The sequence below is a fragment of the Pseudomonas sp. AC252 genome, assembly GCF_979258105.1.
Genome location: NZ_OZ409837.1, coordinates 5,286,685 through 5,309,211, shown reverse-complemented (window position 1 = coordinate 5,309,211; position 22,527 = coordinate 5,286,685). Strand labels below are relative to the sequence as shown.

The following is a 22,527-nucleotide window of genomic DNA, read 5'->3' as shown; positions in this document are numbered from 1 at the left end:
CGTGAACACAGGTTCGCTCAACGGGGCGAAGCAACGGGGAATGGCGATTATCAGCGCGTTGTTGATTGCCGCCGTGGTGGCGGTGATTGCGGCGGGGATGTTGACGCGTCAGAGCGTGGCGACCCGGGCGCTGGAGGCCGATCAGCAGCGGGTGCAGGGGCGTTGGGTGGCGCAGGGTGGTCTGGAGATCAGCCGGCAGTTGCTCTGGGATGCGCGCCTGCGTGATCCGTTGACCCGGCGTGATCAGCCTTGGGCGCAGCCGTTGCTGGCGTCGGGTTTTGCCGGGCGCCTGGAGGACGAGCAGGGCAAGTTCAACCTGCGCAATCTGGTCGCCAATGAGCGCATCGATGAGGCGCAGGTGCAGGCGTTTGAGCGTTTGTGCGAGCTGATTGGTGTAAGCGCCGTTGTCGGGCAGCGCATTCGTCAGCGGGTGATTGCCGGGTATCCGCATCTGCTGAATGCGCAGATTGGCGCGACGGGCAAAGCCGGTTTCGACAGCGGCCGCGCGACTTCGCCCGATGCCGATCACAAACCGCCACCGCCGAAGGTGCCGATGCTGCGTACGCTGGATGATTTGCGCAGCGTCGAAGGCGTGACCGATGCGCTGATCGGCCAACTGGCGCCGTACGTGACGGTGATTCCGGCGACGACGTGGATCAACGGCAACACCGCCACGGCGCAGGTGCTGGCGGCGTATGTGCCGGGGCTTTCGCTGGAGGGGGCGACGGCGTTGATCGCGGAGCGTGACGCCGGGCGCTGGTTTATCAATCGCGGCGATTTTGTGAACCGCTTGCGCATGCCGCAGTTGGAAGTGAGCAGCGTCAAGGTCGGCATCACCAGTGACTGGTTTCGTTTGCGTGGTGAGGCGCGGCGGGATCAGCGTCGGGTCAGTCTCGACGCTTTGCTGCACCGCAGCGAGGATGGGCTGCCGCAGGTGATCTGGTCGCGGGTGGGCGCATGAGCCAGTTGCGCGTCGCGTTGCCGCCGCTGGCGGAGCTGGAGTTGCACAGCGAAGTGAGCTGCGCCTGGCTGGATCGTCAGGGGCAGGTCAGTCGTGAGGAGCGGCTCACTTTGAGTCAGTTGGGGCAACGGCCAAAACAGCCGCCGCTGCTGTGCTTTCTGCACCCGGCTGACAGCCTGCTCGCCAGCATTGATCTGCCGCCGCTGCCCGCGAACAAAACGGCGGCCGCTGTGCAGTGTGCGGCGCAGGCATTGATGCTCGGCGACAGCAACCAGATGCATATCGGCCACAGCCCTCGTGATGCGAGCGGGGAGGTGCAGATTTCCTGGGTCTCGCGGCAGCATTTGCAGCGTCTGGCTGCGGTGCTCAAGCAGGCGGGTTTGAGTTTGCGCGGTTTGTATCCGGCGCCTTATAGCCTGCCAGTGGCGCCCGGTGTTGTCGCTTGCGTGGCGGACGGTCATCTGCTCCGGCGCGAGAGTTTGAACAGCGCGCAGGTTGAGCCGTTGCTCGGTGATGAAGTTGATGAGGCATCGTTCGCAGCTGACGCGACACAACGCTGGATCGGCCCCTTGCCCGGTTGGGGGTTGCACGGCGGCCTGCAGCAAACCGGCGGCGAGCAACGTGGCTGGGGTCGTGCGGTCGGGTGTGTGGCATTGGCCGTGGCCGTTTGGGTGATTGGTCTGAATATCTACGCCGCTCGCGAAGCGCGGCAGGGCCAGCAGCTCAAGGCGCAGATGAGTCAGCGGGTGAAGCAGGCGTTTCCTGAACTGCCGGTGATTCTCAACCCGCTGCAACAGGCGCGTCAGCAACTGGAGCAGCGGCAAAAAGGCGCGGTCGATGACCCGGCGCAGAACTTCAATCGGCTGGTGTTGCAGGCCGGCACGGGCATGCCGTTCATGGCTGGCAGTGTCGAGCGCCTGACCTATCGCGACGGCGCCTTGCAACTGGCGTTGCTAAGCGATGCGAACCGTGGCGGCAACGACAAGGGCTGGCAAAGCACATTGGCCGAGGCCGGCATCAGCGTCACTGCCGATGACGCAGGCTGGACGCTGCGCCTGAGCGATGAATCCAGCGCCAACACCAACGAAGACGACGACAGCGGAGCAGACGATGAGTAGGGCGACGCTGGCGATTTACCGTGCGCGCTGGCAGCGCTTCAGCAGTCAGTTGCAGGCGCGTTGGCAGCCGTTGGCGCTGCGTGAGAAACGCATGGTCGGCGGCATGGCCGTGGTGCTGATCGGTGTGCTGATCTGGCTGACGCTGGTTAAGCCGCCGTTGGCCAGGATCACTTTTTGGCAGAGCGAAACGCCCAAGTTGCGCGCGCAAACCGAGGCGCTGGAAGTGCTGTTGCGCAGCGTCAACGTGCGGCCGCAGAGGCAAAGCGTTGGCCAGTCGCTGGAGCAAAGTCTGCAAGCGGCGGGGCTCGCCGGGCATTACCAATTACAAGCAGCGGAGGGCGGTACGTGGCAGTTGAATGTCGACGCCGCGCCGGCCGATGCGCTGCTCGACTGGCTGCTCAGCCAGCCGTCACAACTTTCTCTGCAGGTGGTCGAGGCGCAGTTGCAGCGCGCAAGCGAAACCTCGACCGATGTCACCGCCGGCACATTGTCAGGCACCGTTCGCATGGATCAGGCGCAGGGCGCTAAGGAAGCTTCATGAAGGAGTCACGCTGCAAACCGGCACGTCTGGCGCTGCCGTTGTTGCTGATGGCATTGAGCGCGTGCAACAGCACCACGACGCCGCAGAATCAGCCGCCGCTGTTGGTCGACAGCGAGCTCGGGCGGCCGCTGGCCAACACCCAGCGCAGCGGCGATGCGGTGGCCGATCGCGAACGGGCGCAGGCTCAGGCGCGGCCGGTGCCGAAGCAGTTGCACAACATCAGCCAGCGCGGGCGCAGTGGTGGCGCGGCGCCGAGTAACGCGGTTGCGCGCAATCCGTTGGGCGAGCAACCGGTGACGCTGAATTTTGTCGAGGCGGATATTCAGGCGGTGGTGCGTGCATTGTCGCGGGCCACCGGGCAGCAGTTTCTCGTCGATCCACGGGTCAAGGGCAATCTGACCTTGGTCTCGGAAGGTCAGGTGCCGGCCCGTCAGGCCTACGACATGCTGCTCGCGGCGTTGCGCATGCAAGGCTTCAGCGTGGTCGATGTCGGCGGCGTGGCGCAGGTGGTTCCCGAGGCCGACGCGAAACTGCTCGGCGGGCCGATCTACAGCGCCGACAAACCGGCCGGCAACGGCATGCTCACGCGCACGTTTCGCCTGCAATACGAGAACGCGGTGAACCTGATCCCGGTGCTGCGCCCGATCGTTTCGCCGAACAATCCGATCAATGCCTACCCGGGCAACAACACCGTGGTGATCACCGATTACGCCGAGAACCTCACCCGCGTCGCGCAGTTGATCGAGAGCATCGACACGCCGAGCGCGATCGACACCGATGTGGTGCAGATCCAGAACGGTATCGCCGCCGACATCGCGCCGATGGTGGCCGACTTGCTCGATGCGCCGGGCAATGATCCGACGCAGAAAATCGCGGTGATCGGCGACCCGCGCTCGAACACCATCATCATCCGCGCCGGCAGCCCCGAGCGCACCGAGCTGGCGCGCAACCTGATCTACAAACTCGACAACGCGCAGAGCAATCCAAGCAATCTGCACGTGGTTTATCTGCGCAACGCCCAAGCTGCAAAACTTGCGCAAGCCTTGCGTGGTTTGCTCACCGGCGAGAGTGACAGCGGCAGCAGCGACGCGGCGCGGTCGGTGCTCAGCGCAATGGGTAGCAGCACCGGCGGCAATGCCGGGCAGAACGGTCAGAGCAGCACACCGAGCACTGGCACTTCAACGACGACTGGCAGCGGCGCAACCGGCGGCAGTTATGCTCAGGGCAGTGGCGGCGCGGCCAGCAATGGCGGTACGCAGAGCAGTGAACAGAACGTTGCTTTCAGCGCTGGCGGGGTGACGATTCAGGCCGACGCCACCACCAACACGCTGCTGATTTCTGCGCCGGAACCGCTGTATCGCAATTTGCGTGAGGTCATCGATCTGCTCGATCAGCGCCGTGCGCAAGTAGTGATCGAGAGCCTGATCGTCGAGGTCGGCGAGGACGATGCCAGTGAATTCGGTGTGCAATGGCAGACCGGTAATCTCGGCGGCAAAGGCGTGATCGGTGGCGCCAATCTGGGCGGCGCGGGTCTCAACACGGGGGCCGGGAACAGCATCGACGTACTGCCGCAGGGTTTGAACCTCGGCTACGTCAACGGCACGGTCGACATCCCCGGCATCGGCAAGATTCTCGATCTGAAAGTGCTGGCCCGGGCGCTGAAGAGCAAGGGCGGCACCAATGTGCTATCGACGCCGAATCTGCTGACGCTGGACAACGAGGCGGCGAGCATTTTTGTCGGCCAGACCATCCCGTTTGTCAGCGGCAGCTACGTCACCGGCGGCGGGGGCACCAGCAACAACCCGTTCCAGACCGTGACCCGCGAAGAGGTCGGTCTCAAGCTCAACGTGCGCCCGCAGATTTCCGACGGCGGCACGGTGAAGCTGGATATCTATCAGGAAGTCAGCAGCATCGACGAGCGTGCATCCAACAGCGTGACCTCGGCGGGCATTGTCACCAATAAGCGGGCGATCGACACCAGCATTCTGCTCGATGACGGCCAGATCATGGTCCTCGGTGGTTTGCTGCAGGACGGTTACAGCCAGAGCAACGACGCGGTGCCATGGCTGTCGACGATCCCGGGCATCGGCGCGTTGTTTCGCAACGAACGCCGGGCGATCAGCAAGACCAACCTGATGGTGTTCCTGCGCCCCTACATCATCCGCGACAGCGAAGCGGGGCGCAGCATCACCCTCAACCGCTACGACTTCATGCGCCGCGCCCAGGGCGGCTTGCAGCCCGAACGCAGCTGGGCGATGCCGGATATGCAGGCGCCGCAATTGCCGACGGCGGCGCAAGGCGTGCCAGCGCCGGGGCCGACATCAGGCCCACGGGCCACGATCAAAGCCGTACCGATTGAAGGGAGCACCCGGTTTTGACTGGAATGATGACTGTGGCGAGGGGATTCATCCCCGCTCGGCTGCGCAGCAGTCGTAAAACCGGTACACGCGATTTGCCTGGAGAAACCGGTTCTAAGGTTTTGGGTCTGCTTCGCAGCCCAACGGGGATAAATCCCCTCGCCACAGAGGTTCCCATTGCCACAGGGCATCCCATTGCCACGGTACCGATTGAAAGGAGCACCCGGTTTTGACTGAGATGATGACTGTGGTGAGGGGATTTATCCCCGCTCGGCTGCGCAGCAGTCGTAAAACCGGTACACGCGATTTGCCTGGAGAAACCGGTTCTCAAGGTTTGGGTCTGCTTCGCAGCCCAACGGGGATAAATCCCCTCGCCACAGAGGTTCCCATTGCTACAGGGCATCCCATTGCCACGGTACCGATTAAAGGGAGCACCTGTTTTTGACTGAGATGATGACTGTGGCGAGGGGATTTATCCCCGCTCGGCTGCGCAGCAGTCGTAAACCGGGCACACGCGATTTGCCTGGAGAAACCGGTTCTAAGGTTTTGAGTCTGCTTCGCAGCCCAACGGGGATAAATCCCCTCGCCACTGGGGATCTCAGTGCCACATGGGACCGCATTGCTATGGCGAATTGTGGGGAGGGTGAGCGATGAGTGCATTGCCTTACGCCTGGGCCAAGGCGCAGCGGATTCTTTTGTGCGATGGCGTGTTGACGGTGTGCCCGTCAACACCTGGCTGGTCGATCAGCGAGGTGCGTCGGCAGTTCGGTGCAACACAAGTCGAGCGGGTGCGTGATGACGAGCTCGACGGTTTGCTCGCCAGCGCTTACGCCGACACCGGCAGTGCGGCAGCGGTGGTTGGCGCCGCTGAGAACGAAGTCGATCTCGATCGGCTGATGCAGGACATCCCGGAAATCACCGACCTGCTCGACACGCAGGACGGCGCGCCGGTGATTCGCATGATCAACGCCTTGCTCACTCAGGCCGCGCGCGATGAGGCCAGCGACATTCATATCGAGCCGTTCGAAACCCATTCGGTGGTGCGCTACCGCGTCGACGGCACCCTGCGCGACGTGGTCTCGCCGCGCAAGGCGTTGCACGGCGCGCTAGTGTCGCGGATCAAGATCATGGCCCAGCTCGATATCGCCGAAAAACGCCTGCCCCAGGACGGTCGCATCGCTTTGCGCGTAGCGGGGCGGCCGATCGATATTCGTGTGTCGACAGTGCCCACTGGCCACGGCGAACGGGTGGTGATGCGCCTGCTCGACAAACAGGCCGGGCGCCTGCATCTGGAAACCCTCGGCATGGATGCGCAGGTATTGGCAAAGCTCGACCACCTGATCCGCCAGCCCCACGGCATCGTCCTGGTCACCGGGCCGACCGGCAGCGGCAAAACCACCAGTCTCTACGCGGCGCTGGCGCGGCTGGATGCGAGCACCAGCAACATCCTCACCGTGGAAGATCCGGTGGAATACGACCTGCCGGGGATCAGCCAGATTCAGGTCAACGCCAAGATCGACATGACCTTTGCGTTGGCGCTGCGGGCGATTCTGCGCCAGGACCCGGACATCATCATGATCGGCGAGATCCGCGATCTCGAGACCGCACAAATCGCCGTGCAGGCCTCGCTCACCGGGCATTTGGTGCTGGCGACGCTGCACACCAACGACGCGGTGTCGGCGGTCAATCGCCTGATCGACATGGGCGTTGAGCCATTCCTGCTCGCGTCATCCATGCTCGGCGTCCTTGCGCAACGCCTGGTGCGGCGCCTGTGCAATCAGTGCAAACAAGAGGACCCGGCCACGCCCGGCACTTGGCGCCCGGTCGGTTGCGCGGCGTGCAATCACACCGGTTACAGCGGCCGCACCGGCATCCACGAATTGTTCTGCATCGACGACGACATCCGCACGCTGATTCACCAAGGGGCAGGGGAGCAGGCCCTGCGCGCGGCGGCGTCGAAAGCGGGGATGTTCAGCCTGCGTGAGGACGGTGAGCGCTGGATTCGCAGCGGTGCCACCGCACCGGAAGAAATCCTTCGCGTGACACGGGACGCCTGATGAATCGCTATCGCTTTGAAGCGGCGGATGCCACCGGGAAAATCGAGTCCGGGCACCTTGAGGCGGACAGTCAGAGTGCGGCGTTCAGTGCCTTGCGCGGACGTGGATTGACAGCGTTGTCGGTGCACGAGGAAAGCAACGTCGCCCGACACGGTGGCGGCGGTTTGTTCAGCGCCAGACTCTCCGACAACGACCTCGCCTGGGCCACGCGGCAACTGGCGAGCCTGCTCGGTGCCAGCCTGCCATTGGAAGCAGCGCTGAGCGCGACGGTCGAGCAGGCCGAAAAAGCACATCGCCCAGACCCTCAGTGCTGTGCGCGCCGATGTGCGCAGCGGCATGCGTCTGGCGGAATCGCTGGCGTCGCGGCCAAGGGATTTCCCCGAGATTTATCGGGCGTTGATTGCCGCTGGCGAAGAGTCCGGCGATCTGGCCCAAGTGATGGAACGGCTGGCGGATTACATCGAGGAACGCAACAACCTGCGCGGCAAGATCCTGACCGCGTTCATTTATCCGGGCGTGGTCGGGCTGGTGTCGATCGGCATTGTGATTTTCCTGCTCAGCTACGTGGTGCCGCAGGTGGTCAGTGCGTTCTCTCAAGCGCGGCAGGATTTGCCGGGGTTGACCCTGGCGATGCTCACCGCCAGTGATTTCATCCGTGCGTGGGGTTGGTTGTGTGCGGCAGTGATGGCCGGGGCGTTCTGGAGTTGGCGTCTGTATTTGCGCAATCCGGCGGCGCGTTTGAGTTGGCATCACCGGGTGCTGAAGTTGCCGCTGTTCGGGCGTTTCATTCTCGGCCTGAACACCGCGCGCTTCGCCTCGACCCTGGCGATTCTCGGCGGCGCCGGGGTACCGTTGTTGCGTGCGCTGGAAGCGGCGCGGCAGACCTTGTCCAACGACCGCTTGAGCCTGAGCGTCAGCGAGGCCACGGCGAAAGTGCGCGAAGGCGTCAACCTCGCCGCCGCGCTGCGGGTGGAGAATGTCTTCCCGCCGGTGCTGATTCACTTGATCGCCAGCGGCGAGAAAACCGGCTCGCTACCGCCGATGCTCGAGCGCGCGGCGCAGACCTTGTCGCGGGATATCGAACGACGGGCGATGGGCATGACTGCCTTGCTGGAGCCGCTGATGATCGTGGTGATGGGCGGGGTGGTGCTGGTGATTGTGATGGCGGTGTTGTTGCCGATTATTGAGATCAACCAGTTGGTGCAATAGCCCGGTTTGATGTTGTCAGGTCGGGCCTCATCGCTGGCAAGCCAGCTCCCACAGGTTTTTGTGTTGTACCCCAGGTTGCATTAACAACACTGCACCCCTGTGGGAGCTGGCTTGCCAGCGATTGGGCCATTCCAGCCAACAAATTTCCCAAATTACTTTCACCGGTCTGCCTACCACCCGAGCCTCAATCCGCCCATCCTCGGGTTCTCCTTTCTGTCATCTGCAACCACCCGCCAACGCCTCCAGCCCGATTCAGCCAAACCCGCGATCCAGACGCGCCGCAACCCACCGCAAACACCCGAGAAATCCGCGCAAAAATCCCCGCGCAGCTCCCGAGGTTTTTTCCTTTATCTGTCACCGGAAGCTGCGAATTTCTCCCTGCGGCTCCACCACGGTGGACCCTCCCGGTGTCATGCAAGCCTTCCGAAACCTGTGTTCCAAACCAAGTTGAAAAGGAGATTCTTCATGTTCAAGCGCACTCTGATCGCCGCCTCACTGACCGTCGCCGCTCTGGCTTCCGCCCAGGCCATGGCCGTAACCGGTGGTGGCGCCTCGCTGCCTGCCGCACTGTACAAAGGTTCTGCCAACAGCATCCTGCCTGCCAACTTCAGCTACGCCGTGACCGGTAGCGGCGTCGGCAAAAGTGCTTTCCTGACCAACAACGCTGCCCAGTTCAGCACCACCGGTACTGTGCACTTCGCCGCTAGCGACTCGATCCTCAGCGCTGCGGAACTGAGCACCTACACCGCCAACTTCGGTGCTTCGTACGGCCCGCTGATCCAGCTGCCATCGGTGGCCACTTCGGTTGCCATTCCGTACAAAAAATCCGGTCAGACCGCGCTTAACCTGACCAGCGCTCAACTGTGCGATGCGCTGTCGGGCACCGCCACCACTTGGGGCGCTCTGCTGGGTACCGCCGACAGCACGCCGATCCGTGTGGTTTACCGCAGCGTGTCCAGTGGCACCACTGAAATCCTCAGTCGTCACCTGAACGCCGTTTGCCCAGGCAAATTCGCCGTCAACTCCACCTTCACCAACGCTCGTCTGCCAGCCGGTTCCGCGCTGCCATCGACTTGGGTCGGCGTAGCCAACACCGCTGATGTGGCCACTGCGGTGAACGCCGTGGACGGTTCGATCGGCTATGTGGGTCCGGACGGCGTGAACGCCACCAGCAACGCTGTGGTTGCCCGCGTCAATGGCGTCCAGCCAACCAACGCTAACGTGACGCTGGCGCTGAGCACTGCACCGGTGCCAAGCGCACCTGCCAACCCGGCTGGCTGGGCCCCGGTCGTGCCTAACCCGGCAAGCGGTTACCCGATTGTGGCTTACACCAACTTCATCTTCGGCCAGTGCTACAAAGATGCAGCCGTGGCCACCGCCGTGCGCAACTTCCTGACCACCCACTACAGCAACCCGGGCAACAACGTCGCCACCGTCGCCCACAGCTTCACGCCGGTTCCCAACAACTGGAAAACCGCTGTGACCGCCAACTTCATCACCAACACCTCGGGCAACAACCTGGACATCAACAACGCCAACGCCTGCAACGGCATTGGTCGTCCTTTGTAAGCCTTGTCTCAACTGCAATGAAACGGCAGCAGCCTTCGGGCTGCTGTTTTTTTGCCGATTTACTCCTCGATCATGAAGTTTGTGTGACATCCGTTCGGTCGTGAGGCTCGCCAACTGCCTATGTCGTAACAGCAGGGCTGATCCGACCTGCCACCCAAAAGGACCTGTAGTGATGCTTGCTCGCACCTCCCGTCACAGTAACCGTATCCGGCCGATCAAACGTGGCGCGGGCGATCCCGCACAGTGGCTGCTCAAGCCATTGGCGCAAGCCGTCGCCTTGTGTCTGGTGGCGGGCAGTGCCGAGGCGGCGACAGCGTTCAGTTCCACCTGGTTTGCCGCGAAGGGCGCAGCGCAGCAGGCTTCGGCGTCGCGTCCGGGTGGGGGCGGTCTGCCGGGGATGACCCCACCGCTGGCGCAGCAGCAACGGGCCAGCCAGCAGTTGCAGCGCTCTTTGCAGACACTCAATAACACCGTGGCAGCGATTGCTGCTCAGCAGGCCGCACAAGCCGCTGGACGTGCCGCCGCGTTGGGCAGTGTGCAAGTGGTTCCGGACGGATTGGGCGAGGGCGGCCTGAAGGTCGATAACAGCCTGAGCCAGGGCTGGATGAACGCCAAAGGCCCGCAACAAACCCAGGCCGACGGCAAGACCACGGTGAAGATCGAGCAGACCGCCGACAAGGCGATTCTCAATTGGGAAACGTTCAACGTCGGCCGCAATACCACAGTGGAATTTGCCCAGCAGGCCAACTGGGCGGTGCTCAATCGCGTCAACGATCCGAGCGCACGGGCCAGCCAGATTCAGGGGCAGATCAAAGCGGACGGTACGGTGATGCTGATCAACCGCAACGGCATCGTCTTCAGCGGTGGCAGCCAGGTCAATGTGCGAAATCTGGTAGCGGCAGCCGCGAACATGACCGATGCCCAATTTCGCGATCGGGGTCTGTATTTCGACAGCACCGGCAGTCAGCCAACCTTTACCGACGCTGCTGGCAAAGTCCTGGTGGAGCGTGGCGCAGCCATACAAACGCATCAACCTGCGCTCTCCACCGACGCCGGCGGCTATACCTTGCTGCTTGGCCAGGACGTGCAGAACGACGGCTCGATCAGTACGGCCAAAGGTCAGACGGTGCTGGGTGCGGGGGACCGTTTCTATATCCGCAAGGGCTCGGGCACCGATGGCAATGGCTATTCAACCACCTTCGGCAGTGAAGTCATTCCCGGTTTCAAGGCTGACAGCTCGGGCAAGGTCAGCAACACCGGCCTGATCCAGGCATCCACCGGCGACATCACCCTGACTGGCCGCGACGTTGTGCAAAACGGTGTGCTGCTGGCGAGCACTTCGGTGGCGACGCGCGGCACCGTGCATTTGCTCAATCCGGCCAGCGATGCCCAGGGCCGTGTGACCCTGGGCGAAAATGGCGTCAGTGCGATTCTGCTCGACAGCAGCGATCTCACGGCCCTGGACAGCCAGCGCGAGGCGGCGCTGACCGGCGTCAATGCCAACAACCGGATCCGCAGCGATCAGTCACGCATCGACATCGGCAGCGGCGGCACCGTCGAATTCAAAAGCGGCTCGATCACCCTTGCCACCGGTGGGCAGGTGGCGGTTGCCGCCGGGCGACGCAGTCTGTTGCGCGAGGGGGCGGTGATCGACGTGTCCGGCGCCCTCGGCGTCAAAGTGGCGATGGCAAACAACAACATCAAGATCAACGTCCAGGGCAACGAGCAGCGTGATGCGCCGGTCAATCGCGAGAACGGCGCGCTCAACAGTAACGACATCTGGGTCGATGTCCGTGAGCTGGTATTCGTGCCGGCGGGCACCAACGGTTACGCCACCGACCGCTGGTACACCGCCGGTGGGTTGTTGGAGGTCGGCGGATACCTCGGCACCCAAGGCCATGGCGTTGGTGAATGGATGGCGCAGGGCGGTGAGGTGCGGTTTGCCGGAAAGGACGTGATCAGCGAAAAAGGTTCGCTGATCAATGTGTCCGGCGGCACGCTTGATGTGCAGGGCGGCGAGATTCGCCAGAGCTGGCTGCGCGGTGCGGACGGGCGGTTATACGAAGTGTCGCGTGCGCCGGGCGATATTCTCTACAACGGTCTTTACAACGGTTACGAAAGTCACAGCGAGCGCTGGGGCCAGACGGATTATTTCTATAGCCCGCTGATCGCGCCGACGCGTCGTCAGGAAGCGGGTTACACCGTTGGGCGGGATGCCGGCCAGTTGGTGATCGCCACGGGCAACGCCGTGCTGGAAGGCCAGCTGTTGGGCGAGGTGTTTCAGGGCGAACGGCAAATCCAGGCACCGCGGGCAGGTCTGGACGGCTATGCCCAGACCCAGACCGCCCGGGCGCGGCGAGGGCAGTTGGTGGTTGGCAGTTACGATGCTGCTTATGTCGCTGCCAGTGCCGGCCTGCTCTATCAACTCGACCCGTTGCTCGATCAGGTGCAAGTGGGGGGCGCGCATGCCAGCGTAGCGAACGCAGGGCTGACCGATGCGGTCGCGGCAGAACGCGCAGGCAAACTGTTCCTCGATGCCGGGTTGCTCAATGGTTTCGCGCTGGGCGCGCTGAAGATCTCGGCAAAAAACACGATTGAAGTCAATGAAGGCGTGACGGTGGATCACGGTGGCAACATCACCCTGTTCAGCCCTGACGTGCAGGTCAATGCCGATCTGATTGCGCAAGGCGGCAGCCTGCAATTGGGCAACGTTTTGAACCAGCTGGCCACCGATCGGCGTGATGACACCAGTCTCCAGGTTTCAGCAGGCAAGCAAGCGCGAGTGACGGTTGCGCAGGGTGTGCAGCTGCAGACACGCGGTCTGTGGCGCAACCTGTCGAGTAACCCGGACGACGCGGGCGGCCTGGCGTACCTCAATGGCGGGACGGTGTCGATCCGCAGTACCGGCGACATTCTGCTGGCCAGTGGCAGCCTGGTCGATGTTTCGTCGGGCGGTGCGGTATTGGCCAACGGCAAGACGCGTGGCGGCAAGGGTGGCGACGTGACGCTTGAATCCAGCGCCAACAGTGCGCCAGGCCTGTCGCGCATGGTGCTCGATGGCGAGGTGCAGGGCTATGGCGTGAACGGCGGCGGCACCTTGACCGTGCAGGCCAGCAAGGTGCGGATCGGCGCTGCCGGCGAAGTGTCCGAAGAACAGACCTTGCGCCTGACGCCGGAGCTGTTCAGCACAGGGTTCAGCGCTTACAAAATCATCGGTCTGAAGGGGCTGGAGGTCGCCGCGCAAAGCGCGATCGATGTGCAGATGCCGGTCTATCGATTTGGCGAATCCGCCTCGACCATTGTGTCCGGTATGTCGCCGCGCGCTGCGCTGGAGCTATGGACGCCCGCGCTATTCCAGGAAGACCCGCTCAAGGGCGTCTTGACGCAAAGGGCCGGCGCTTCTGTCGCATTGCAGGCCGGCGCGACGCTTGCTGGCTTGATTGATCCCGCCAGCAGTCCGTTGTCGATTGGCGAAGGCTCACGGATCAGTGTCGATCCCGGCCAGCGCATCGGTTTGCGCGGGGCAGGCCAGATCACGCTTGAGGGTGAACTCAACGCCTGGGGCGGTACTGTCGATATCCGTCAACAACAATTCGGCGCGATTGATGTGGCGACGTCCTTGCAAGAGGCCGATCCGACCCCGCACAACCGTTCGATCTGGATCGGTGAACATGCCTTGATTGATGTCGCCGGTCGGGCAGCGACCGCTGTCGATGCGCTGGGCCGCGTCTACGGCCAGGTTGGCAAGGGTGGCTCGATCATTGTCGGTGGCGAGATTGATGTGAAGAAAATCACGGCGACCGCTGCCGATGCTTTCGTCATCATCCGCCACGGTGCGCGACTGGAAGCGTCCGGTGCGCAAGCCGTGCTCGATAGCGGTGGGCAAGGCCCCGCTCGTGTGGCCACCGATGGCGGACGGATCACCCTGAGTTCCTACAATGGTCTGTTCATCGAGGGCAGTCTGCAGGCCAATGCTGGCGGTGCGGGTGCGGGTGCGGCGGGCGGGCGTCTGGAGATCGCTCTGGATACACCGGCGTACGGTTCCGCGAACTTGAGCAATGCGGTGCGCGTGCCACGTGAAATGATCATTGCCCAAGGGCCTGCGCCGGCACTGCCGCAGCCGCTGCGAGCGGGAGAGGCTTCGCCACTTTTACGCTACGGGCGTACACGCTTGAGTGCCGATCAGCTTATGAGCGGTGGCTTCGACAGCGTGAGTCTGCTGAGCAACGGTCTGATGACGTTCGACGGCGATGTCGACCTGCACATGGGACAGGGCCTGAGCCTGTTCGCCGGTTCTCTTTCATTGGCCGAGTCGGCGAGTGACAGCGCCCGGGTCAACCTCAGCGCACCTTACCTGCGCCTGTCAGGGCTGGGCACCTATTTCAGCTCGGAAGTCAAAGTGCGTCCGCGGGTGATGAGCAATCCGACAGCGCAGTTGTCCGGCGCGCAATTCACCGCCAGCGCGAACCTGCTGGACGTGGGCAACTCGCTTTCATTCGGCACCGAAGGGACTCTCGTGCAATCGGCCGCACCGGCGCTGGCGGTCAGCCGCCGTGGCTTTGGTCTGGTCACGCTCGACAGCCAGGGCGACTTGCGCTTCCTCGCGCCAACCGATGAACAGCAGCGCAGCCGTCTGTGGACTGCGGGTGACATGCACATGCGGGCTGCGCAGATCTACCCGGCCAGTGGCGTCTCGGCTGAGGTGCGAGTGGGCTATCAAAGTATGGCCGGATCGGTGCCGGAGCATACGTTGCGTATCGGCAATCACGGGGCGGCGCCGACCGCTTTGCCTTACTCGGTGTTCGGCAGCCTGACACTCAGTGCGGGACAGATCGAGCAGGGCGGCGTCATTCGTGCGCCTTTGGGGCTGATATCCCTGGGTGATGACATCATCGTCAAAACCCGTGAACTTCACCTTCTGCCGGGCAGCGTGACTTCAGTCAGCGCCGCCGGACTGGTCATGCCCTATGGAGGAACCACCGACGGTATCGACTATCGGTACAACGGCAAGTCGGTAGTGTTGAATGGCATTGCCGGAGCGACCTCCGGGGTCATCCTTGATGCGCAATACACCAATGTGCAGGCCGGGGCGCTGATCGACCTTTCGGGCGGCGGCGATTTGCGCGGTGCCGGTTTTGTCTCCGGACGAGGTGGCTCCACCGACGCGCGTTTCAATCCGCTGGTACGCAATGCCACCGATGGCACCTTCAGTTTGCCGGGGCTGGCCAATAACCCCGTGTATGCAATCCTGGCCGGTGACCAGAGCCGCTATGCGCCGATGCTGGCCGAGGCCGGCGCGGTCGACCCGCGTATCGGCCAGCAGATCACCCTCGGGACCGGCGTTGCCGGACTGGCACCCGGCACCTACACCTTGTTGCCATCGACCTTTGCCTTGTTACCGGCCGCCTTCCGGGTCGAAATCAATGGTCAAGCGATTGCGGGGCCGATGGACAGTGCGTTGAAGTTGCGCAATGGCTCGTGGACCACGGCCGGACAGCTGTCGATTGCCAACACCGGTATTCGTGACAGTTTGCCCAGCCAGGTCATCGTGACGTCTGCCGATGTGCTGCGGCGCTATTCACAGTACAAAGAAACCGGGTTCAGCCAATTTGTGCTCAATGATGCTGCCCGCCGCGGTCTGCCGCGCGCCCGCACACCGCTGGACGGCAACACGCTGCACCTGCGCATGGTCAGTGGCGGCGAGCACGACTCAGCCCTGGATTTCAACGGGCAGGTGCTGTTCAAACCTGCCAGCGGCGGGGTCATTGGTACGGCGGTCGTGCAGGGCGGTTATACCGGCGCAGAGTTTGAAATTCTCGGTGCCGGGCATACGCGAACGCCAGGGTTCGACGGTGTATCGCTGTACGCCGACACCCTCAACCGCTTGAATGCCGGACGTTTGACCATCGGTGGCACCCCAACCGTGTATTACGGTTCGGAGGGCGGCTCGATCAAGGTGATCGGCAATACCTCGGCGATTCGTCTGCGCGAAGGCGCGATCCTCTCGGCGCCAGAGGTTGTGCTGAGCAGTAACAGCGCCAATGGCGGCATCACCATCGATGCGGGAGCGGGCGTCAATACCTTGGGGCGAGGTAACGTCCCGTATGATGCCGCAGCCGGTTTCGTCTACGAACCGGGGCGCTCCAGCCTGCTGGTGGTGTCCAACGGCTGGACGCCGGTGCTTGCGCCCACCGATGGCGGGGGTGGGAGCATTCGTATCGGCAACTGTCCGACGGCCGATTGCACCGCTGCGGCGTTGCTGTACTCCAACGGCAGTATCATCGCCGCCACTGACAAAGACTTCGAACTGGGCGAAAGCGTGCGCTTTGGCACTCGCCAACTCGGGCTTTCGGTCGGTGTGGTCAATGCCGGCAGTGCGCAAGCACTGGCCGCAGCCAGCGGCCGCACACCCGCGGGCCTGACGCTTAACCAGAACGTGCTCGATCGCCTGTTGCAGGGCGACACGCAATCTGGCGCCCCCGCCCTGGAAACCCTGAGTCTGGTGGCCCGCGATGCGTTCAACTTTTTCGGCAGCGTGACCCTCGACACCATTGATCCGCAGACCGGCCAGAGCCGTTTGCAGAATCTGGTGTTGGGTAGCCCGGCCATCTACGGCTCGGGCGCTGCCACCGATGTCGCGACGATCCGCACCCGCAATCTGATCTGGAACGGGGCGACTCAGGCCCCGGGTACGGTGGTCAAGGACGGCGCCGGCAACGGGCACGGCACGCTGGATATTCAGGCGCAGCGGATCGAATTGGGTTATGGCCCGAACCCGCAGCCCAATGGCCTGGATCGCAATAACCGACTGGCCCTGGGGTTTGCCAACGTCAACCTCAACGCCAGCGAGCGCATCACCGCCAACCACAAGGGCAGTCTGGCGGTGTACGAATCCCAAGGGGCTTATGACGCGGTCAAGGGGTTCAGCTACAGCGGCGGCAATCTCAATCTGCGCACGCCATTGCTGACCGGCGAGGCCGCCTCGGTCAGTGAACTCAAGGCGGGCAACAACCTGACTCTGAGTGGTAGCGCCACAACGGCTGCCGCGGATGCCCTCGGTGCGCAACTGAGCCTGACGGCACGCAGTGTTGTGCTCGACAGTCGCATCGTCCTCGCCAGCGGCAAGCTGCTGGTCAATGCCGAGGATGATCTGCTGCTTGGCAGCGGTGCGCAGGTGGACATGGCGGGCCGGGTTCTGCCGTTCAATGATGTGCAGAAATACAGCTGGGGCGGGGACGTGTCGTTGCAGAGCAACAACGGCAATATTCGGCAGTCGGCGGGCTCGCGAATCGATCTGTCCGCCGTCAACAATCAGGCCGGCCAATTGAACGTTGTGGCGCTGGCCACTGACGCTGGACAGGTTGATCTGCAAGGGCAGATTGTCGGCAGCAGCAGTGGCTATTACGACGCGGGCGGCACGTGGGTGCCGTACAAGGCCGGTGGCGTGGACATTCGCGCCCAGCGCCTGGCGGGTGATTTGAGCGAGGCCTTTGCCAGCCTTAACCTGCGCTTGAATGCCGGCGGGGTAGTGGGCAGTCGAAGCTTCCAGTTCAAGCAGGGCGATCTGCGTATCGGTAACGAACTCAAAGCGGGCGAAGTCAATGTCTCGGTGGACAGCGGCAACCTGACCGTGGACGGGGTGATCGATGCCAGTGGTGAACGGGTCGGCAGCATTCGCCTTGCCGGCAAAAACGGTTTGAGCCTGACGGGCAACGCACTGCTCGATGCCCATGGCCGCGTACTGCGCGTCGACAGCTACGGCAAAATCATCGACGCACCGAACCGCGCCATGGTTGAACTCAATTCAGGTGACGGCGTGCTGACGCTGGCCGCTGGTGCACGGATTGATCTGCGTCAGGGCACCGATGCAGTGCCTGGAAACCAGGCGGGACAACGCGATGACGTGTTGCGTGGGACGCTGGAGCTGAATGCACCGCGCCTGGGCAGCGGTGACATCGCGGTGGATGCCAGCGGTACGTTGAATATTCAAGGTGCCCGCTCCATCGGGCTGAATGCCGTGCGAAGTTACAGTGATGCTGCCGATGGCACCGATCCGGCGGCCAGCGGTCGCCCGTATCAAGTGATCGATCAAGCCTACCTGGACCGCATTCACTCAGACAGCAGCGGCTTTATCGATGCGGCGCTGGGTAACAGTGATCTGCTACAACGCAAACTGGCCGGCCTCAACAATGCGACCTATGCCGATGCGTTTCATCTGCGCCCGGGGGTGGAAATCGTCAGCAAAACCGCTGACGGCGATCTGGTGGTGCAGGGCGATCTCGACTTGTCCGGCTACCGTTACGCCAGCCTCAACCCGCACACTCGCCGGACCTCGGTGTATGGCAGCGGGGAAGCGGGCAGCCTGTTGATCCGTGCCGGTGGCAACCTCGATATCTACGGCAGCATCAACGACGGTTTCGCACCGCCGCCGGAAACCGTGGACGACGCTGGCTGGAAACTGTTGCCGGGGATACAGCCTTTCGGCGGTGACCTGATCGTACCGGGCAGTGGTGTCAGCCTTGCCGAAGGGACGCTCTTTCCGGTTGGCGCCACCTTGAATTACGACCTGCCGATTCAAGCCGCCACACTGGCTGCGGGCACGGTGTTGCCGGTTCAGAGCACTTTGGCCGCACCTTACGTGTTACAGGGTGGCACGGTGCTGGCCGGCGATGTGCATGACGCGGCGGGTAACCTGATGTATGCCGCCGGTACGTTGCTCGACAACGCTGTGACCCTGCCGGCCGGCAGTCGTTTGGGTGCAGGTATCCGCTTGAACAACGCCACCGCACTGCAGGCCCTGCTCTGGCCCAAAGGCGTGCCGCTGCCGGGTGCGGTTGATGCCGACAATAAAAAGGTGGGTGTTGTGTTGAACGGAACGTTGGCGCTGTTGCGGGGTTCGCTGATCCCCTCCATGACTAACGTGAAGCTCGCCGATGGCACGGTATTCCTCGACCTGCGTCCTGCCAATGGCAACCAGCAAGGTCGTAACTGGGCGATCGCCAGCATGCTGCCGGCGGGCAGTGCGTCGTGGTCGATGCGCATGGTGGCAGGCGCCGATCTGACCGCGGCCGACAGCCGTAGCGTGAAACCTCAGGCCAGCGTCGGCAACTTGCAGATGGCCGACACTCACTATGGTGTGAGCATGATCGAGGTGGCCGGCAAACTGGTCTGGGCGGTGGATAACGAGTATGGCTTTACACCGTACGAACCGGTTCCCGAGGAATACCTTGTGCTCTGTGATATCGCTCCCGGTTCTTGCGCGCCCATGGCGCGCAGTGTGTGGGCGCCTGGCAACTGGATGGGCATGCCGGATTACACACCGATGAACGATGACGAATTGTTCTGGTGCTCCATCGACCCGGCACTGTGCATAGAAAACAATCCGAGCAAGAGCGCCCAGGCCCACACGCAGATGTTCAGCGTTTTGCGTACTGGCACCGGCGACCTGGATTTGATGGCGGCCGGTAACCTGAGCATGGCTTCACCTTTCGGCGTCTACACCGCCGGCACCCAATCGGCAGACGTCGATGCGCGTTATGACCAGCCCCGCGGAAGGCTGTCGTCTGATGGCTCGGTATTGGGCAGCGCTGGCAGCGATTACGAAAAATGGGTCGATGGCGGCAGTGCCAGCCTCTATCAGGCCTGGTATCCACAGATGGGCGGTAACCTGACGATCAATGCCGGCGGGTCTGTGTCCGGTGACGTGCTCGGCCGTCGCTCGGTCGCCACGGGCGACGGTACGCGGGAGCAGGTGCCGAGTGTGGCGGTGGGCAATTGGCTCTGGCGCCAGGGTACCGGCAACAACGATGTACCGACTGCCTGGTGGATCAATTTCGGCAGCTACGCTGCGCAGCCATTGCCAGCGCTGGGCGAGGAAACCAGACCTTATCTGGTGGGCTTTACCGGGTTCGGTACGCTGGGCGGCGGCAACATCAGTCTGAGCGCTGGCGGGGATGCCGGCATGCTCAAGGCCATGGGCGACGACAGGTATGCGTCGTACCCTCGCAGTCAGGGGTTGATCGTGGCTGTAGGCAGTACGGGCCGCGTGGACAGTGACGGGAACCTGCAACTGACCGGTGGTGGAGACCTGGATATTCGTCTGGGCGGTGTCCTTAATCCGTCTCTGCAGGCACGTGCCGGCCTGGCGGGTACCGGCACGCCGACGCACGACTTGCAGGGCGCGCTCATCAACCTGCGCGGTGCGGCGCAACTGACGGGCGCCGCGTTGGGCGGTATCAATCTGCAGTACGGTGCTTCGGCGCTGTTTCATGACCCACGGGAAACGCGCGCCTTCGATCCGTTCAACTCGACGGCCAGTAATGCCAGTGGTGGGCTGGTGCTGATTCCCGGTGACTCCGGCATGCGCCTCAACACCCGCGGCGATCTGGTCTTGGGCGCCGCCGCCGATCCGGGCCGCGTGCGGTTGCAGAACTCCACACCGTTTACCACGGCGGATGGCGTTTACCATGCCGGTGGCGGTTTGAGTGGTTTCTCGCTGTGGACCGATCACACGGCCATCGATTTGTTCTCGGCCGGCGGCAACCTGACGCCCAGCACCCAGTTGATGGAAACCACCGGGCAGGACCCCGTCGCCGGGCTTAACGGGTCACCGACCGATGACCGCTTCGTCTTTCCTTCGATATTGCGTGCCGTGGCCGGCCAGGGCTCGATTTATGCGGGACCATCAGCGGCCTACGGCATAGGCAACCCGGCGCCGGCTCTGGCCTGGTCATTGCTGTTGGCACCTTCCAGCGCGGGGCAGCTTGAACTGATCGCTGGGGATTCGATCTATGCCGGCGGCTACGCCATCAACCAGTCAGGGGCCAGCCCGGCGGCGCTCGCCACACCGTTTGCACCCGCGTTCAATGGCTACGGCAACAACCAGTCCGCACGGCCGATCATGACCAATGCCGGCAGTGATGGTGTGCTGGCGCAAGCCAATTCGCGCTATCCACTGTTTGCCTTTGGTCCCGATAGCTACTCGGGGTTGAGCAGTGTTCAGGGGCCGGCGCGCTTCTATGCACTGACCGGTGACCTGGTAGGAATTCGCACGGGCGAAACGCTGGCGTTCGCGACCACGAAGCGCACCTGGTATGAATCGGCAGGCCCGGTGTGGATGGTGGCGGGGCGTGACATCGTGGCGTCCGGTACCCATTTGGGGCAACCCACGTTTGCGCCCGTTGGGGGCATGAGTCGCAATAACGAACAGATCGCGTCTACCGGCAATCTGTTCGTGCATAACGATGCGCGCGACATTTCGCGGGTTTCGGCCGGGCGAGACATTCTCTACAGCAGCTTCGGCATTGCCGGCCCGGGTGTTCTGGACGTCAATGCCGGGCGCAATATCCTGATGGAAGATCGCGCCAGCATCACCAGCCTCGGCCCTGTCGTGGCAGGTGATCAGCGCCCCGGTGCGAGCATCGTGATGCAAGCGGGTGCGGGCGCGCAGGGGCCGGATTACTCACGGTTTATTGCGCGTTATCTGAATCCGCAAAACGTCGCGGATCCGGCTGTTGCCCTTAGCGCGCAACCGGGCAAAGTGGTCAAGACCTACGTCAAAGAACTGCAGAGCTGGCTGAGCCTGGGTTATGGCTTCAAGGGTAGCGACGAACAGGCGCAAGCGTTCTTCGCCGCACTGCCGAGTACCGAGCAGGCGATCTTCGCCCGCCAGGTGTACTTCGCCGAATTGCGCGCCGGTGGCCTGGAATACACCGATGCCGACGGCCCGCGCACCGGCAGTTACCTGCGCGGTCGCAACGCCATTGCGGCGCTGTTTCCGACCACTGATGTCGCCGGCAATCCGCTTCGCTACGACGGCGATATCACGATGTACGGCGGAGCAGGGGTCAAGACGCTGTTTGGCGGAGACATCCAGATGCTTACGCCAGGTGGTGGTCAAGTGTTCGGCATCGAAGGCGCGGCGCCGCCGTCGACGGCGGGGATCATCACTCAGGGTTCGGGCGACATTCAGATGTACTCGCAAGGCAGCATTCTGCTCGGCCAGAGCCGGATCATGACCACGTTCGGCGGCTCGATTCTCGGCTGGTCCGCCGAGGGCGACATCAACGCCGGTCGCGGCTCGAAAACCACCGTGGTCTACACGCCGCCAAAACGTGTGTACGACAGCTGGGGCAACGTCACGCTGTCGCCATCGGTGCCGAGCACCGGCGCCGGTATCGCCACGCTCAACCCGATCGCCGAAGTGGCGCCGGGCAACATCGACCTGATCGCGCCACTGGGCACCATCGACGCCGGCGAAGCGGGGATTCGCGTGTCGGGTAACGTCAACATCGCCGCGCTGACGGTGGTCAACGCCGCGAACATTTCCGTGCAGGGTAAAGCGACCGGCGTGCCGGTGGTGTCAGCGGTCAACACTGGCGCAATCACCTCGGCGAGCTCGGCGGCATCCTCCGCTACCCAGGCAGCGGAAGACGTCGCCCGTCAGCAACAGGCAGCAGCGCGGCAGAACCAGGCCTCGGTGTTCACTGTGCAGGTGCTCAGTTTCGGCAACGAGCAACTGGCGCCGTCGCGTGATGGTGCCAGTCGCGCGCCAGCGACCGGTTACAACCCTGACAGCCCGGTGCAGGTGCTAGGCGCCGGGGCGCTGGATGAACAGGCGAAACAGCAGCTGACCGAGGAGGAGCGTGGGCAGCTGACGTTGTAGAGGACTCTCGTGCAGTACGTTTGGGCGGCCGGTTGGCCGCCTTTTTTATGA

The 22,527-nt window shown here is 63.2% G+C and carries 7 protein-coding genes and 1 pseudogene; all 8 read left to right on the top strand.

Annotated elements, in window-relative coordinates:
* The first annotated feature begins 40 nt into the window (after nucleotides 1–40).
* The 8 genes and pseudogenes from gspK (at nucleotide 41) to ACZZZ4_RS24020 (ending at nucleotide 22,476) form a co-directional block, all read left to right on the top strand.
* Nucleotides 41–961, top strand: coding sequence for a type II secretion system minor pseudopilin GspK (gene gspK, locus ACZZZ4_RS24055; RefSeq protein WP_463548979.1), 921 nt, complete (start codon nucleotides 41–43; stop codon nucleotides 959–961).
* Complete coding sequence (gene gspL / locus ACZZZ4_RS24050) at nucleotides 958–2,079, top strand: type II secretion system protein GspL (protein WP_463548978.1); 1,122 nt, start codon at nucleotides 958–960, stop codon at nucleotides 2,077–2,079. Before gspK ends, gspL begins: the two co-directional genes overlap by 4 nt.
* Nucleotides 2,072–2,620 (top strand): type II secretion system protein GspM, encoded by a 549-nt coding sequence (gene gspM / locus ACZZZ4_RS24045; protein ID WP_463548977.1) that lies wholly within the window; start codon nucleotides 2,072–2,074, stop codon nucleotides 2,618–2,620. Before gspL ends, gspM begins: the two co-directional genes overlap by 8 nt.
* Nucleotides 2,617–4,998 (top strand): type II secretion system secretin GspD, encoded by a 2,382-nt coding sequence (gene gspD / locus ACZZZ4_RS24040; protein WP_463548976.1) that lies wholly within the window; start codon nucleotides 2,617–2,619, stop codon nucleotides 4,996–4,998. The genes gspM and gspD overlap by 4 nt, the downstream gene beginning before the upstream one ends.
* Before the next feature lie 629 nt (nucleotides 4,999–5,627).
* Nucleotides 5,628–7,034, top strand: coding sequence for a type II secretion system ATPase GspE (gene gspE / locus ACZZZ4_RS24035; protein WP_415762281.1), 1,407 nt, complete (start codon nucleotides 5,628–5,630; stop codon nucleotides 7,032–7,034).
* Nucleotides 7,034–8,243, top strand: a pseudogene (gene gspF, locus ACZZZ4_RS24030) (type II secretion system inner membrane protein GspF). The gene gspE and the pseudogene gspF overlap by 1 nt, the downstream one beginning before the upstream one ends.
* Before the next feature lie 465 nt (nucleotides 8,244–8,708).
* The gene (locus ACZZZ4_RS24025) at nucleotides 8,709–9,812 is read left to right on the top strand and encodes a substrate-binding domain-containing protein (RefSeq protein WP_463548975.1); all 1,104 of its coding nucleotides are present in this window, start codon (nucleotides 8,709–8,711) and stop codon (nucleotides 9,810–9,812) included.
* A 172-nt stretch (nucleotides 9,813–9,984) separates the two neighbouring features.
* Complete coding sequence (locus tag ACZZZ4_RS24020) at nucleotides 9,985–22,476, top strand: filamentous haemagglutinin family protein (protein ID WP_463548974.1); 12,492 nt, start codon at nucleotides 9,985–9,987, stop codon at nucleotides 22,474–22,476.
* The last annotated feature ends 51 nt before the right edge of the window (nucleotides 22,477–22,527 follow it).